The organism is Noviherbaspirillum sp. L7-7A, assembly GCF_019052805.1.
Classification (GTDB): domain Bacteria; phylum Pseudomonadota; class Gammaproteobacteria; order Burkholderiales; family Burkholderiaceae_D; genus Noviherbaspirillum_A.
In genome coordinates this window covers 3627988-3644206 of sequence record NZ_JAHQRJ010000001.1, presented here as the reverse complement: position 1 = coordinate 3644206, position 16219 = coordinate 3627988, and the positions used below count along the sequence as shown (strand labels likewise).

The window sequence follows — 16219 nt, the reverse complement described above, 5'->3', positions numbered from 1 at the left end:
CAGCTGAAAATTGCCGTACGGAACTTACATTTCATTACAAGATGGCGATGCATTGCAGGGCAATTGCCAGCCGTGAAGCCCATGCCGTGGCAAAACTGGCCATGGAATCTTCTTCCGTCGGATGTCATCCTGCTGAAGCCGCGCTGTCATGCCGGCGTAGCAAACCCTGGCTAGGATGCGCTGGTCAAAACAGCCGATCACCAGCCATGCGCTTGTCCGCCACCGCCACCCGTCCCGATGCCCGCTTTTCCCGGATTGCCCTGTCGGTCGCTTCCACGCCGGAGGATATCCGCGAAGTGCAGCGCCTGCGCTGCAAGGCGCTGGCGCATGCGATGGGCATGGACCTGCCTTCCGCGCAGCACAGCCTGGACGAGGATGCGCTCGACCCGTACTGCGACCACCTGATCGCGCGCGACCGCCGCACCCTGAAGGTGGTGGGCAGCTACCGCGTGCTCGGCCCGCGCGCGGCGGCGCGCTGCGGCAGCCTGCCTGCGGAGCAACGGTTCGACCTCGACCGTCTGCAGCACTTGCGCAGCTGCATGATGGAAGCCGGCCGCGCCTGCGTCGACCCCGACTATCACGGCAGTGGCGTGCTGATGATGCTGTGGGCCGGCCTGCGGGCAATAGAGCGCTTTGGGCCTGACTGGCTTGTCGATACCGGCCAAATTGCCCCCGGCACTGCGTTGCGGCTCTTCGCCGTAGCCCCGCTACGACTCATCGCCACGCCTTGTTCCGGAGCCAATTTGCCTCGGTCTCGCCTAAGCCAGTCAGGCCCAAAGCGCTCTGATGAAGCGCGACGGCTGCCAGTATCTGGCCGGCAGCGTATCGCTCAGCCTGGCCGACGGCGGCTACAACGCCACCGCCCTGTACCAGCGCCTGGCGCAGACCCACCTTGCGCCGCTGGAATACCGGGTGGCGCCGCGCCAGCCATTCGTGCTGCACAAATGCGAGCCCGGCCATGCGCCCAGCGTGCCGCCGATGCTGGAAGCCTATCTGCGCGGCGGTGCCTGGATAGGCGGCGAACCGGCCTGGGACCCCGATTACCACTGCGCCGAACTGTTCCTGCTGCTGCCGGTGGATGCCCTGCACCGCCGGCCCGGGCAAGCCTTGGCACCGCAGCAATGAGGCACGCCGCCGGCATGGGGAACGGCGGCGTTCCGTGGTCGAACTGGCATTGCGAAGTCAATAAAATTGTCTATGCTGTTCGTTCGCCGCACCAGTCTCTGCCGCCCCAGTCCGTTCTTCCACAAGGAGCACCACGACATGACGCCCGACATTCTGATCATTCAGGACAACGCTGGTTATCACTTGCTGCATGGCCACCTGCATCTTGCGATGGCCCTGTCCGATTCCGGCAAGGCGGTGGTTGAGGTGCCCGACCACGGCCGCGTGCTGGTGGCAAAGACCCGCGAAGGCCTGGTGGTGGAAAGCGATGGCAGGCATCTGCCGCTGCTCTACAACTGATCTGAGCCGCAATGAAGTTTCACCGGGTTGTGACCTCGCTGTGACCCGGCTGTGACCCAGTCCCATCAAACGCCTCGCAGGACGAGTCATTACAGCACCGGAATTTCCTGCCGGCACCGCCTTCGCCCCATCCGCTGATTGCAAGCAAAACCCTTCTTCTCCTTCTCTGCTGTAATCAGGCATGATTACCGCCTGGCATTGCGTGCGCATCCGATTGAACCCGCCACTGCCGCCTGACACCATATAGTTTGCCGGCCTTGCGCCGCGCGATCCCACCGCCCCAGGCCGTCACGGCCGGACTGCATCGCCAAGAGGACTGATTGAAGAAGCTCAACCCGCCGCACCGGCATGGCCTGTTTTTGAAACCCCTTGTCCTGTGGTCCGGCTGTCTGGCGCTGCTGCTGGCCGCCGCGCCGGCCAGCGCTGCCTACAAGGTCGAACTGGAAGCGCCGAAAGTCCTGCGCGAACTGCTGACCCAGCACCTGGACCTGATGCGCTACCGCGAGCGCGAGGACATCAATGCCGACCAGCTCAGGTTCATGGTGGAAACCGCGTCCGAGCAGGTGGGCGAGCTGGCCGCTACCGAAGGCTATTTCTCGCCGGTGTCGACCGTGAAGATCGATAACAGCGTCGAACCGCCGGTGGTGCGCATCAATGTCGAGGCCGGGCCGCGCACCAGCGTGACCAAAGCAGACGTAAGGGTCAGCGGCCCGGCCAGCCAGCAGGCGCCGCAGCAGGTGGCGCGGGTGGTGGACGAGTGGCCGCTGAAAGCCGGCGCGCCGTTCCGCCAGGAAGACTGGGCCAATGCCAAGGAAGCCGGCCTGCGGCTGTTGCAGGAACGGCGCTACCCGGCCGCCAGCATCGCCAGCTCGAATGCCGCCATCGATGCCGACCGCAATGAAGCCGAACTGGCCGTCGACTACCAGAGCGGCCCGCTGTTTACGCTGGGCGGTCTGCGCATCAGCGGCACCGAGCGCTATCCGGAAAGCATCATCCGCAACGTCAATCCCCTGAAACCCGGCGAGGAGTACGACGCCGGCCGGCTGCTGTCCCTGCAGCGCGCGGTGCAGCGCACGCCCTATTTCAGCAACATCGTGGTGGATGTGGCGCGCGACGCCGCCGACCCCACGCTGGCGCCGGTGGATGTGAAGGTCACCGAATACCCGACCCAGCGCATCCGCTCCGGGGTGGGTTACGCCACCGACACCGGCGCCCGTGTCGAGGGCCGCTACAGCCACAACAATGTGTTCGGACGTGCCTGGGTATTCGATGGCCAGGCCCGGGTGGAACAGAAACGCCAGAGCGGCAAGCTCGACCTTGCCATGCCGCCCGACGGCGGCGCCTGGGTCAATAGCGTCAATGCCTCGATCGAGCGCACCACGCTGGAAGGCGTGGACCTGCGCAGCCGCCGCGCCGGCGTGCGCCGCGCCCGCAGCACCGACACCGACGACTATGCCTACACGGTCCAGTACTACCGCGACCAGCTGACCCGGATCGACGGCGCCGACCTGCCGGCCAACGTGATCACGCCCGAAGGCAGCCACCAGGCGCTGGTGGCGGGCTTTGCGCGCACCCGCCGCCAGGTCGACGACCCGCTGTTTCCGCGCAAGGGCTATATCGCCTCGGTGGAGCTGGGCGTGGCGCTCAAGGGCCTGCTGACCGACCAGACCTTCTTCCGCGCCTACGGCAAGCTGCGCCGCTACTGGCCGGTTGGCCAGCGCGACCTGGTGCTGGTGCGCGGCGAACTCGGCGCCGTCATTTCCAAGGGCGGCAATGCCGCGGTGCCGGCCTCGCTCTTGTTTCGCGCCGGCGGCACCGAGTCGGTGCGCGGCTATGACTTCCAGAGCATCGGCAATGTCGAGGGCAGCACCGTCTATCCGACCCGCTACCTGGCGGTGGCCGGCGTGGAATACCAGCGCTGGTTCAATGCCACCTGGGGCGGCGCCGTGTTCTACGACGTTGGCAGCGCCACTGACAGCTGGGGCGACAGGGAACTGTTCCAGGGCGTGGGCGTGGGCGCGCGCTACCGCAGCCCGGTCGGCCCGGTGAATGTGGATGTCGGCTACGGCATACGCAACCGCAGCTTCCAGCCCCATCTCTCCCTGGGCGTGGCGTTCTGATGGCGACGCCCGAGATCGACGGCCAGACGGCCGCGCCCGCCGCAGGAGCGGGCAGCAAGGCCCCGGACAGCAAGCCGGGCAACAAGCCGGCACGCAGGCGCCGCTGGCCGGCGCGGCTGGCAATCGGCCTGCTCCTGCTGGTCCTGCTGCTGGCCGGCGCCGCGGTCAGCCTGGTGTTTACCGACTGGGGCGCGCGCAACAGCTGGAAGCTGGCAACGCGCGCGCTGGCCGGCGCACTGTCGGGCGAGATCGTCGGCGGCAGCCTGGCGCACGGCCTGGACCTGCGCGATGTCCGCTGGGGCAACCAGACCACCACGGTCACGGTCGACCGGGTGCATGGCCGCTGGCAGCTGTCGCCGCGCAAGCTGACCATCGCCGCGCTGGAGCTGGGCAAGGTCGACGTCACGGTCCGTCCGTCGAAGGAACCGTCCGAGCCGGCCAGGCTGCCGGCCAGGATCCATCTGCCGCTGGAAATCGATCTGCAAAAGCTTGCCATCGGCGAGGTGGCCATCCACCAGGGCGAGGCCACCACCACGCTCACCGACCTACTGCTGCGCGCCGGCTCCGACCGGGTGCATCACAGCCTGACGCTGGAAAAGCTGGGCACGCCCTGGGGCGCGGCGCGGGCGGCGCTGGACTTGGCCGGCGACGCGCCGTTTCCACTCAACGGCAGCGCCAGCCTCGACGGCGCCTGGCAAAAGCATGACTACCGACTCGACACCACGCTGGACGGCACGCTGCAAGCACCGGCCGTGGCGTTGAAGGCCAGCGGCGGCGGCGCGCTGCGCGGCGAGGCACGCATCGAGGCAACGCCGTTTGCGCCGATTCCCTTCAGCCGCGCCAGGGTCGCGGTCGAGCATCTGGACCTGCGCCTGTTCAGCGAGACCGCGCCGCAGGCCGACCTGCGCATCGATGCCGACATCGCGCCGGTCGCCACATCAGGCGTGGCTGGCGCGGCCACGCCCGACCTGTCGCAACTGCGGGTCGCCGGCCCGATCACGATCACCAATGCGAAGCCCGGCCCGATTGATCAGCAACTGCTGCCGCTGGCGTCATTGAAGGCCGATGCCAGCCTGACCGCCGAGGCGCAGCAGCTCACCGGGCTGGAAGCGGCGCTGCCCGGCGGCGCGCGTCTGGTTGGCGGCGGCGAACTGCGCGCCGGCGGCAACGGGGAATTCACGCTGCAGGCGCAGAACCTCGACCTGCATGCGCTGCACCGCGCGGTGCGGCCGACCCGGCTCAACGGCCCGCTGAAGGTAGCCTTGGCCGGCGAGAACCAGCAGGTGAACCTGGAACTGGAAGGCGCGCCCTTCCTGGTCCATGCCGACGCCAGCATCACGCCGCAACAGGTGGCGTTGCGCAGCGCCCGTCTCGGCGCCGGCGCGGCGCGGCTGGAAGCCAGCGGCACCCTGGGTCGCGACGAAGCCGCCGCCTATGCCGTGCAGGGCACGCTGTCCAGGTTCGATCCGGCCGCTTTCCTGGCCGCCGTGCAGCCGCCGCCGGCCAGGGGCGCCGCGACGAAAAAGCCGGCGCGCATCCCGCAGGCCGACATCAACATGCGCTTCACCGCCGAAGGAAGGCTGCAGCCGGAACTGCTGGCCAACCTGCGCTTCGACATCCAAGACAGCAGCTACGACAAGCTGCCCATGAGCGGCGGCGGCACCCTGCAGCTGGCCGGCAAGCAGCTGCCGGCGGCCGACGTGCAGCTGCTGGTGGCGGGCAACCGGGTCAGCGCCAAGGGCGGCTTCGGCGCGCCCGGCAAGCAGCTTGCGTTCGCGATCGATGCGCCGGCGCTGGAGCGGCTGGGCTTTGGCCTGGCCGGCCTGCTCAATGCGCAGGGCACCCTGGCCGGCACGCTGCAGCGGCCCACCGTGCAGGCCGATCTGCAGGCCAGGCAACTGGCCTTCGGCCAATACCGGCTGGCCCAGCTCACCGGCCGCGCCGACATGCGCGGCGTGCCCGGCGAGGATCCGGATGCCAGGGTCAAGCTGGCGCTGAATGGCCAGGGCGTGCGCGCCGGCGCGGTGCAGCTCGACCGCCTGGACGGCGACATCGACGGCACCTATGCCACCCATGCGATCCGCCTGCAGGCCGACGGCCGCGTCAACGGCAGCGCCGCCGCCGTGACGCTGGCGGCCAATGGCGCGCTGCGCCAGGAAAAGGCCGGGCTGGGCTGGGAAGGCACGGTACGCACCCTGGAAAACCGTGGCGTGCCGCGCATCTCGATGAAGCAGCCGCTGGCGCTGCGCGCCAGTCCCGGCCAGGTGACGCTGGGCGCGACCCGCATCGACATCGAGAAGGCCCTCGTCAGCCTGGACAGCCTGGACTTCCGCAGCGACGGCCCGCTGCGCTCGCAGGGCACGATCAGCGCGCTCGACATGGGCCATCTGCTCACGCTGTGGAAGCAGGTGACAGGCAGCGAACCGCCGGTCAAGACCGACCTGGTGCTGGACGCGGCCTGGAACTTCACGCTGGCCGACAGCGCTTCCGGCTTCCTGCAGGTCGAGCGCAGGAGCGGCGACCTGCAACTGCCGGCGGCGGCGCGCAACACCGCGCTGGGCCTGCGCCAGCTGAAACTGCGCGGCGACTTCGCCGGCGCCGCGCTGCGCATCAATGCCGCGCTCGACACTGGGCGCTTCGGCAATGCCGGCGCGCAGGGCCAGATCGGCCTGCAGCCGGACGGCGCGCGCCTGACCGTCGGTCCGGACTCGCCGCTGTCGATGCGCCTCAATGCCGCTTTCCCGCAACTGTCCACGCTGGGCGCACTGACCGGGCCGCGCATCGCGCTGGACGGCAAGCTGGCGGCCAACGTCAATGCCGGCGGCACGCTGGGCGCGCCGGTGCTGTCGGGCGAAATCAATGGCAGCCAGCTGGCGCTGACCCTGTACGACCAGGGCGTGCGCCTGCGCGATGGCGTGGCGAAAATTGTCCTGGCCAACAATGTCGCCGAACTGCGCGAAGTGGTGTTTCGCGGCGGCGACGGCGTGCTGCGCGCCACCGGCCGCATCCCGCTGGACCAGGCCAGTACCGACATCACCGCCACCGTGGTGGCCGAGAAGCTGCAGCTGCTGGCCGACCCGTCGGCGCAGCTCACGCTGTCGGGCCAGGCCAAGCTGGAAAACGTCGGCCGGCAGCTCCAGGCCACCGGCAAGTTCAGGGTCGATCGCGCGCTGTTCAACCTGCCGGAGAAGAGCGCGCCCAAGCTGGATGAGGACGTGGTGGTCTACCGCAACGGCGCCAAACCCAGCACCCAAGGCAGCCGCGCCAGCCCGGCGGAAAAGCCGTCCAGCCCGTTCTCGCCGGTGGTCGACGTGCAGGTGGACCTGGGCGAGAACTTCCGCTTCAAGGGTTCCGGCGCCGACCTGCGGCTGGACGGCGCGCTGTCGGTGCGCACCGGCCCCAGCCAGCCGCTGGCGGCCTATGGCACCATCCGCATCCCCGAGGGCAAGTACGAAGCCTTTGGCGCGGTGTTGGACATCGAGCGCGGCCTGCTCAACTTTACCGGCCCGCTGACCAATCCCAACATCAACATCCTGGCCATGCGCCGCCGCCAGGAAGTCGCCGCCGGCGTGCAGGTGACCGGCACGGTGCAGCAGCCGCGGGTGCAGCTGGTATCGGAGCCGAATGTGGCGGACGAGGAAAAGCTGTCCTGGCTGGTATTTGGCCACGGCGGCAGCGGCGGCGCCGGCACCAATGCGCAGACCGCGGCCCGCAGCGCGGCCACCGGCCTGCTCAACAAGCTGGGCGGAGACAAGGTAGCCAAGCGCATCGGCCTGGATGAACTGTCCTTCGGCAAGAGCGCTTATGGCATGGGGAGCGAGCAGGTGGTCAGTCTGGGCAAGAACATCAGCGAGCGGCTGGCCATTGGCTATGAGCAGAGCCTGGCCGGCGCGGCCAGCGTGCTGAAGCTGACCTACCAGCTCAGCCGCAGCTGGGCTGTGGTGCTGCGCGGCGGCCAGGTAGCCGGGCTGGATCTCTCCTATACCAGGCGGTTCGACAAGTTCGGCGAGATCAGGAGCCAGCGCTAGCGGGGGCTGGCGGGGTTGGCGGGGTTGGCGGGGTTGCCGGCGCAACCGCAGGCTGCGGGGCGCTGAGGCGACATGGCGACCAAAATCCACAGATCCGTAGGGTGCAATCCCCGAAGTGAATTGCACCGTGGACCGGGAAACCAAGAGTGAGGCCTGCGACATCGATGGTCGGGTGAAATGCGATTTGGGAAATGCGTTCCGCGACGTTGCAGTTGCAGTTGCAGTTGCAGTTGCAGTTGCAGTTGCAGTTGCAGTTGCAGTTGCAGTTGCAGTTGCAGTTGCAGTTGCAGTTGCAGTTGCAGTTGCAGTTGCAGTTGCAGTTGCAGTTGCAGTTGCAGTTGCAGTTGTTGTTGCAGTTGCAGTTGTTGTTGCAGTGAAGTCCCGTTGAGCGCGCCGTGGCGGCGATGCCTGAAGCGGATAAGGTGCGGCGTCTGTCTGAGCGAAGCGCAGCGTAGCGAGTTTAGCCGCGCCCCGCTTCAGGCGTCGCCGGCACGGGAACCCCGCGCAGCGGGGCGCGATCACCGGGTCGCCTTTTCTTGCCTACTTCTTTTGGCGAAGCAAAAGAAGTAGGTCGCCTGCCGGGGCGAACACCCGGCTTGGTCATGACGGCAGTGTATTCGTGTTGTTTTATCAGGCGTAAGGACGTCACTGCGAAGCAGCAGTTGCTTTTGACGTTTGCAGTGTATCGACCAAAGTCAAAAGCAACGACGACAGTGCTGCCCGTGCCTTGCCGGGTGACGCAAGGCGGTTGCACTGCCGTGGAGACAAGCCGGGAGTCCGTCCCGGCGGCCGGGTCACTTTTTTTGCTCCGCCAAAAAAGTAAGCAAAAAAGATGGCCCCGACGATCGCGCCCCGCTGCGCGGGGTGCCCGTGGCAGCGGTACCCGGAGCGGGGCGCGGCTAAACTCGCTGCGCTGCGCTCAGACAGACGCCGCACCTTATCCGCTCCGGGCACCGCTGCCACGGCGCGCTCAACGGGATTTCACTGCAACAACAACAACAACAACTGCAACTGCAACTGCAACAGGCACTTCAAAAGCAGCGGCAACTGGCGCTGCGAGCAACTGCAACTGCAACTACACTGCCCACTACCCGCCGCCCCATTGAACCGACACAGGCCATCGCACCCCAGGCCGCGCACGCCTACCGCCTTCCCCGTCAGGCCGCGTGCAACACCCCAGCCGCCTGCGGTGCTGCCTTCAGCTCAGCCAGCAGCGCCGCTTCCTTCTCCCGCGCCGCCTTCAGATGCCGCTCCTTCACATGACCATAACCCCGGATATCCTCCGGAATCGCCGCCAGCGCAATCACCTGCGGCAGGTTCGCGGCAGACAAGCGTGGCAACAGCGAGGCCAGCGTGTCGCGGTAATGCGCAATCAGCGCCCGCTCCGTGCGGCGCTCGGCGGTGTAGCCGAACACGTCCAGCGCGCTGCCGCGCAGGCCGCGCAGCCTGGACAGCAGCCGGAAGGCGCTCATCATCCACGGGCCGAATTCACGCTTGACCAGGTGGCCCTGGTGGTCGCGCTTGGCCAGCAGCGGCGGCGCCATGTGGAATTTCACCTTGTAGTCGCCCTCGAACATGCCGGCGATCTTGGCGGCGAATGCCGGGTCGGCATGTAGCCGTGCCACTTCATACTCGTCCTTGTAGGCCATCAGCTTGAAGTAGTAGCGCGCCACCGTCTCGGTCAGCCGCAGGGGTTTGCCGGCTTCCACCACCGCGCTCTCGGCCTGCCGCACCTGCCCAACGAAGTCGCTGTACTGGCGGGCATAGGCGGCATCCTGGTAACCGGTCAGGAAGGCGACGCGGCGGGCGATCACGTCGTCCAGCGCAGGTGAGCGCTTGAACTCGATCACCTGCGCCGGGGCGCTGGCACGCGCCAGCTTTTCCACCGACGCCAGGTCATGCGCGGCAGTGCGGCCCCAGACAAAGGCCTGGGTATTGAAGTCTACCGACACGCCGTTCAACGCGATCGCCTTCAGAATCGAGGCCTCCGCCAGCGGCACCCAGCCCTTTTGCCAGGCATAACCCAGCATGAACAGGTTGGTGGCGATCGAGTCGCCCATCAGCGCGGTGGCGATGCGGCCGGCGTCGACGAACTCGGCGCGACCGGCGCCGCAGGCGCGCTGGATGTCCTGCTGCGCGCCTGCCTCCGGGAACTGCCAGTCGGGATTGCGCACGAAGGCGGCAGTCGGCGTGCCGGTGGCGTTGATCACCGCATGCGTCCTGCCCTCGCCCATGCGCGACAGCGCGTCGCGGCCGGCAGTGACGATTTCATCGCAGCCGATCACCAGGTCCGCCGCGCCGGTACCCACCCGGGTCGAGAACAACTGGTCGGGATTATCGGCCAGGCGCACATGCGACAGCACCGGCCCGCCCTTCTGCGCCAGGCCGCTCATGTCCAGCACGGAGCAGCCCTTGCCCTCCACATGCGCGGCCATCGCCAGGATCTGGCCGACGGTCACCACGCCGGTGCCGCCAATGCCGGTCACCAGGACGCCATAAGGCTCGCGCGTCTCCGGCAGCGTCGGGTATGGCAGGCTATCCTGCGCCGGTGCTGCCGCCTTGGCCGGTTCGGCAACCGCCTTCTTCGGCTTCTTCAGCTTGCCGCCTTCCACCGTCACGAAGCTCGGGCAGAAGCCGTTGACGCAGGAATAATCCTTGTTGCAGGACGACTGGTTGATCTGGCGCTTGCGGCCGAACTCGGTTTCCAGCGGCTCGACCGACAGGCAGTTGGACTGCACGCTGCAGTCGCCGCAGCCCTCGCAGACCGCCTCGTTGATCACCACCCGCTTGGCCGGGTCCGGATACTCGTTGCGCTTGCGGCGCCGGCGCTTTTCCGAGGCGCAGGTCTGGTCATAGATCATCGCCGACACGCCCGGCTTGTCGCGCAGTTCGCGCTGCACCGCGTCGAGCTCGCTGCGATGCCGTATCGTCACGCCCGGCGCCCAGTCGATCGCGGCCGGGTATTTTTCCGGGTCGTCGGTCACCACGATGATGGGCGAGACGCCTTCGGCCGCGATCTGGCGCGAGATCATCGCCGGGTCGAGCGGGCCGTCCACATTCTGGCCGCCGGTCATGGCCACGGCGTCGTTGTACAGGATCTTGTAGGTGATGTTGACCTTGCCGGCCACCGCCGCCCGGATCGCCAAGAGGCCCGAGTGGAAATAGGTGCCGTCGCCCAGGTTGGCGAACACATGCTTTTCGCTGGTGAAGGGCGCCGCGCCGATCCAGGTGGCGCCCTCCGCGCCCATGTGGGTGAAGGTGGCGGTCTCGCGGTCCATCCACAGCGCCATGTAATGGCAGCCGATGCCGGCCAGCGCGCGGCTGCCTTCCGGCACCTTGGTCGAAGTGTTATGCGGACAGCCCGAGCAGAAATGCGGTATGCGGTCCTTGGACGGATCGGGCGCGCTCACCTTCAGCACCGCTTCCTTCGCTTCCAGGAAGGCGATGCGTTCCCTGACCTTGGCCTCGATCGGATGGCCGGCGAAATAGCGCGACACCCGGCTGGCAATCGCCCTGGCAATCTGCGCCGGATTCAATTCGTAAGTTGCCGGCAGCAGCCAGTTGCCGTGGCCTTCGTGATGGTTGCTGCTCCATTCGCCGGTGTCGTCGAACTTGCCGACCACCCGCGGACGCACATCGTCGCGCCAGTTGTACAACTCCTCCTTCAGCGCATATTCCAGGATCTGGCGCTTTTCCTCGACCACCAGGATTTCCTCCAGCCCCTGCGCGAATTCGCGTACGCCTTCGGCTTCCAGCGGCCAGGTCATGCCGACCTTGAAAAGCCGGATGCCGATGTCGCGCGCCACCTGCTCGTCGATGCCGAGGTCGGCCAGCGCCTGGCGGGTGTCGAGATAGGACTTGCCGGCGGTGATGATGCCGATCTTCGCCCGCGGGCTATCCCAGATGATGCGGTTAAGCTTGTTCACCCGGGCATAGGCCAGGGCCGCATACCATTTGTAATTGTTCATCCGCGCTTCCTGCTCCAGCACGGCATCCGGCCAGCGGATGTTCAGGCCGCCGGGCGGCAAGTCGAAGTCTTCCGGCAGCACGATCTGCACCCGGTCCGGGTCCAGGTCCACCGCGGCGCCCGACTCGACGATGTCGGTCACGCACTTCATCGACACCCACAGCCCGGTGTAGCGGCTCATCGCCCAGCCATGCAGGCCGTAGTCCAGGTATTCCTGCACCGAGGACGGATACAGCACCGGTATGCCGCAGGCCTTCAGGATGTGCTCGCTCTGGTGCGCAGTGGTGGAGGATTTGGCCGCATGGTCGTCGCCGACCAGCACCAGCACGCCGCCGTGGCGGCTGGTGCCGGCCATGTTGGCATGCTTGAAGACGTCGCCGCAGCGGTCCACGCCCGGCCCCTTGCCGTACCACATGCCGAACACCCCGTCATACAGGGCGCCCTCGAACAGGTTGACCTGCTGGGTGCCCCAGATGCTGGTGGCGGCCAGGTCTTCATTCACGCCGGGATGAAAGCGCACATGCTGGGCTTCCAGGTACTTCTTCGCCTTCATCGCGGTCTGATCCACGCTGCCCAGGGGCGAGCCGCGGTAGCCGGTAATGAAGCCGGCGGTGTTGAGGCCGGCCCGCGCATCGCGAATGCGCTGCTGCATCGGCAGCCGGATCAGCGCCTGGGTGCCAGTGATAAAGGCCCGGCCGCGTTCCAGCGTGTATTTGTCATCCAGGGAAATATCGGCGGCCGGCGATTGCCGATCCGCAGGAAGGGGTGCATTCATTCTGTCTCCAAGCCAAAAATTGTGTCTTTGGGGTGCGACGTCTCGCGGCCGACAACCCACCTTGTGGGCGGACCATCAGAGCGACCATTTTAGAGCAACATTAACATATCGCCCATTTGGGGCGTTAATCGAACTACAGCAAGGCGTTTTTGATCAACAGGCGCGTGTTCCGTACGCGGCAGCCAGCCATTGAGCAGCCATGCCGGCAAGCCCGACAGTCTGGCATGGATGGCGTATTAAATCCAACGTGGCGTGTTGAAAAGAACTGCTGGGAGGCATGATAGGGATGCCTGCCAGTGGCGGTTTGCGATTTGTCAGCCGGGGATATTGGCGCCGGCCCCGTCGCCCTACCCATCAGGCAAGTCGGAGAAATCCACCGGAGACCGGTTGCCAGGCATTCGTCAGGACGTCATGACTCGCCATCTTCCTGTCTGGCGATACTCTCCAAGGCATCGGAGTAGGCATCCGCCGCGTCCGAGCGCCCTTCACGAGCGGCTCTGGCCGCCTTGCGCAGCATCTCGTTCTTGAGATTGTCGAGGATTTTTTTGGTCTCGTCTGAAATGCCGCCGGAAATTGCCTGCAAATCATCAGGCCCGAGTTCAATCGCCGCTTTCGGGACGTCGCTTTTGAAGTCATTCTTCATTTCGTTCTCCATGGTTGACCGATATTGCAGTTCGATAGACGCGTGCCTGGATATCAGGAGCGCCCGGACGCAACATCAAGTGGGTGTGTGCGGCGCCCTATCGGTTCATCTGGCCGTTAGGGACAGTCAGTCGTGGCTGAAGCGCGTCCGGCCTGGCTGGCCAGGGAGAAACCGGAGCAAAGAGGTGCGGTGATATGTCGGGGCAAAAAGCATGGCGACGAGCTGCAGGCGCAGCGCCCAGGACGATTTGGACGGCGCCACATGATCCAGCGTTGCATACAGCAACGCCGGCAAGCGCATTAGAGCGACATGCCGGCGTTACGGAGAAAAAATCAGAAATCGCGGCGCTTCAATGATCCCGCGACAGATTGGCCAGCCATTTGGTGGCCATGCGGGCATTGGCTTTCAGGGTGTAATCCAGCATCGCCACCTGCTCTTCCACCGCTTCCTGCATCACGGTGGCCGGGCTGGCTGGCGCTAGTTTCAGGTAGGCATCCGCCTCACCGTAGGAGCGCTCGATATCCATGCCTGATTTCTTGGCAATGTGCATCATCACCCGGTTCGACGACAGGCAGTGCATGTAGAGCGTATCGACATCGGCATTGCGGCAATGGATCGCGGCGCGCTGGAACAGCTTGCTGCCGATGCCCATGCCACGCGCCTCGGCCGACACCGACACGCCGAATTCGGCGACCCGCTCCTTGGTGGTGGCGTCGCGCACCGCCGGCAGCGCCTCGCGCGGCGCGAACGCCAGGTGGCCCACGCCCATCAGCTTGAAACGGCTGTCATAGACGCCAAACACCGTGTCACGCGAAAAATTGAGCATCTGCACGTAGCGGGTGACAAGCTCATCGGGAAGCACGGTGCCAAAGCGCAGCAGGCGATCCGATTCGTTGAGACCGAGGAAATGCATCAGCAGACGACGGCGGTCACGCTCGGCCAGGGCTTTCACGCGTACCGGAAACTTCTCCGGGCCCTCTTCAGGCTCGCGCTCGGTCAAACGGGACAAGGCATTGCTTAATAGTTTCATGATTGCTCCAGGAGTCACAGCATGCTGCAACGCACAACCAATTTTAGGACAACTGTGCGAAAAATGCTGGAATCCTGTTTCTAAAACACGCTTGCTTGATGGTACTCAAGGCTTACAGAGGGAGATTCTTGGTAAGAAATAGATTGGAAGCAAGAATAACGCAGAAGCCAAATTACTCACAGGAAATCTTGCGGCTCTGTTGTTTCCTGGAAGCATATTGCAACTGCAGCAATTCTGGCCGCATGTATCGCTCCAGGAATCTGTGCCGGTTGATCGGGATGGCGTTCCCTGATTGATGCGGCTATCGCACCAGCATCCACTCCCCGCGCTGCATGCAAGGCAGCTTCCAGCCTGGATTTTTCCGTGAAAGGCTGGCTTTCATTGCCAGCCCTGGCGCGCTGCACGCATTCCGCCACATCCAGCATGTCGATGAAGCGCTGCGGCTTGCGGAAGGCGTCGCAGCGCTCCAGCAGCCGGACCACGGTATTGGCACGCAGTGCGAGCGCCTGTGCCACCGTGTCCTGCTCGCGTGCGGACATCAATGCCAGGTCGCGGCAGTCGTTCGGGATCTTCAGCCGGTGACAGATGCCGTCGGCCAGCGCCACGCTCCTAGCCGCATCGGCATGTTCGCGGGCGCCATCGGATGGCGTCTGCGCGCCCCTGCCCAGGTCCAGCATCGGCACGGCAAAGCGTACCGGCAGCGGCCGCCCCAGCCGCGCCGCCATGTCCAGCGCGCGCATCGCATGCATGCCGACGCTGCCGCGTGCCTGGTGCGTGGCCTGGACCTGCGGCACATTCCACAGGCTATCCAGCTCGGGCAGCAGGCGGGCCAGCGCGCCGCACTGCCGCAATACCTCGAACATGCGCGAAGGGTGTTGCTCCATCAGGCCGCGCGACAGTTCCTGCCAGACCCGTTCCGGCACCAGCGCATCGACCTCGCCGGCAGCCACCATGGACTGCATCAGCGCCCCGGTTTCCGGCGCGACCGTGAAGTCGGCAAAGCGGGCCGCGAAGCGCGCCAGGCGCAGGATGCGCACCGGGTCTTCGGCAAAGGCGTCCGACACATGGCGAAACACGCGGGCAGCCAGGTCGCGCTGGCCGCCGAACGGATCGATCAGGGTGCCGTCCTCGGTTTGGGCAATCGCATTGATGGTCAGGTCGCGGCGCACCAGGTCTTCTTCCAGCGTCACATCGGGCGCGGCATGGAAATGAAAGCCCTTGTAGCCCGGCGCGGTCTTGCGCTCGGTGCGGGCCAGCGCATATTCCTCGCTGGTGCGCGGATGCAGGAACACCGGAAAATCCTTGCCGACCGGGCGAAAGCCCTGGGCCAGCATTTGTTCGGGCGTGGCGCCGATCACCACATGGTCACGGTCCTGTACCGGCAATCCGAGCAGGCGGTCGCGCACCGCGCCGCCAACGACAAAGGTTTTCATGCACACTGCCTGTTATTCATCGTCGGCGTCGTCGGGCCAGGGTTCGTAGCGCTCGATCACCTCGGTCTCGGCTTCGGCTTCGCGCACCCATTGCGCCACGGCCGGATGCGCCAGCACCCGGTCGGCATAGGCCTGCAGCGCCGGCGCGAGGAAGACGCCATAGGTCTGCAGGCGGGTCACCACCGGCGCATAGTAGGCGTCGGCGATCGAGAAGTCGCCGAACAGGAACTGGTAATGGCCGAAATTGGCCAGGCAGGTTTCCCAGATTTCGCAGATGCGGCCGATGTCGCCCTGCGCTTCCGGCGTGCGGCCATGGCCCGGAAAGCGGCCGCGGATATGCATGGGCATCGCACTGCGCAGACCCGTGAAGCCGGAATGCATCTCGGCGCAGATGCTGCGCGCCAGCGCCCGCGCCACCATGTCCTGCGGCCACATGTTCTTTTCCTGGAACTGCTCGGCCAGGTATTCGCAGATGGCCAGCGAATCCCAGATCGAGGTTTCCCGCGTCACCAGCACCGGCAGGCGGCCGGAGGTGGAATACATCGCGATCTTGTTGCCGGTTTCCGGCTGCCCCAGCGGAATGCGGATTTCCTGGAACGGAATGCCGAAGGCGGTCATCACCACCCACGGCCGCATCGACCAGGAGGAGTAGTTCTTGTTGGCGATCACCAGCTTGTAGCTGTTGCTTTCAGCACTGGCCAGGGTTTCGGACAGCGTGGGGTCGAGGATGGTGGATTGCATGGGGATTCCGGGAAACAG

General features: G+C 65.9%; 11 protein-coding genes. 5 read left to right on the top strand and 6 right to left on the bottom strand.

The features are described from left to right. Positions 1–197: 197 nt before the first annotated feature. Positions 198–665: a hypothetical protein gene (locus KTQ42_RS24000; protein ID WP_249222794.1), complete on the bottom strand. Its 468-nt coding sequence runs from the start codon at positions 663–665 to the stop codon at positions 198–200. 121 nt (positions 666–786) lie between these two features. On the opposite strand from KTQ42_RS24000, the gene KTQ42_RS23995 reads away from it, so the two are divergent. The 5 genes from KTQ42_RS23995 to KTQ42_RS16545 all read left to right on the top strand — a co-directional run bounded on the left by KTQ42_RS23995 (position 787) and on the right by KTQ42_RS16545 (position 8000). Continuing rightward, on the top strand, positions 787–1125 hold the full coding sequence (locus tag KTQ42_RS23995) for a hypothetical protein (protein WP_249222793.1): 339 nt from the start codon (positions 787–789) through the stop codon (positions 1123–1125). A gap of 138 nt (positions 1126–1263) precedes the next feature. After that, complete coding sequence (locus KTQ42_RS23990) at positions 1264–1464, top strand: hypothetical protein (RefSeq protein WP_249222792.1); 201 nt, start codon at positions 1264–1266, stop codon at positions 1462–1464. A gap of 320 nt (positions 1465–1784) precedes the next feature. Then, positions 1785–3584, top strand: a complete 1800-nt coding sequence (locus KTQ42_RS16555) for an autotransporter assembly complex family protein (protein ID WP_349292157.1) — start codon at positions 1785–1787, stop codon at positions 3582–3584. Next, complete coding sequence (locus tag KTQ42_RS16550; protein WP_217346484.1) at positions 3584–7612, top strand: translocation/assembly module TamB domain-containing protein; 4029 nt, start codon at positions 3584–3586, stop codon at positions 7610–7612. Before KTQ42_RS16555 ends, KTQ42_RS16550 begins: the two co-directional genes overlap by 1 nt. A gap of 127 nt (positions 7613–7739) precedes the next feature. Next, positions 7740–8000 (top strand): hypothetical protein, encoded by a 261-nt coding sequence (locus KTQ42_RS16545; protein ID WP_217346483.1) that lies wholly within the window; start codon positions 7740–7742, stop codon positions 7998–8000. A 769-nt stretch (positions 8001–8769) separates the two neighbouring features. Here the strand turns inward: KTQ42_RS16545 and KTQ42_RS16540 are convergent. The 5 genes from KTQ42_RS16540 to KTQ42_RS16520 all read right to left on the bottom strand — a co-directional run bounded on the left by KTQ42_RS16540 (position 8770) and on the right by KTQ42_RS16520 (position 16201). Continuing rightward, positions 8770–12354: an indolepyruvate ferredoxin oxidoreductase family protein gene (locus KTQ42_RS16540; RefSeq protein ID WP_217346482.1), complete on the bottom strand. Its 3585-nt coding sequence runs from the start codon at positions 12352–12354 to the stop codon at positions 8770–8772. A 409-nt stretch (positions 12355–12763) separates the two neighbouring features. After that, the gene (locus KTQ42_RS16535; protein ID WP_217346481.1) at positions 12764–12997 is read right to left on the bottom strand and encodes a hypothetical protein; all 234 of its coding nucleotides are present in this window, start codon (positions 12995–12997) and stop codon (positions 12764–12766) included. Between the two features lie 349 nt (positions 12998–13346). Further along, positions 13347–14027 (bottom strand): GNAT family N-acetyltransferase, encoded by a 681-nt coding sequence (locus KTQ42_RS16530; protein WP_217346480.1) that lies wholly within the window; start codon positions 14025–14027, stop codon positions 13347–13349. A 176-nt stretch (positions 14028–14203) separates the two neighbouring features. Continuing rightward, a complete protein-coding gene (locus KTQ42_RS16525) occupies positions 14204–15460 on the bottom strand; it encodes a multifunctional CCA addition/repair protein (protein WP_217346479.1) in 1257 nt (418 codons plus the stop codon). 12 nt (positions 15461–15472) lie between these two features. Beyond that, entirely contained in the window at positions 15473–16201 is a 729-nt protein-coding gene (locus KTQ42_RS16520; RefSeq protein ID WP_217346478.1) for a glutathione S-transferase family protein, read from the bottom strand. Between the last annotated feature and the right edge of the window lie 18 nt (positions 16202–16219).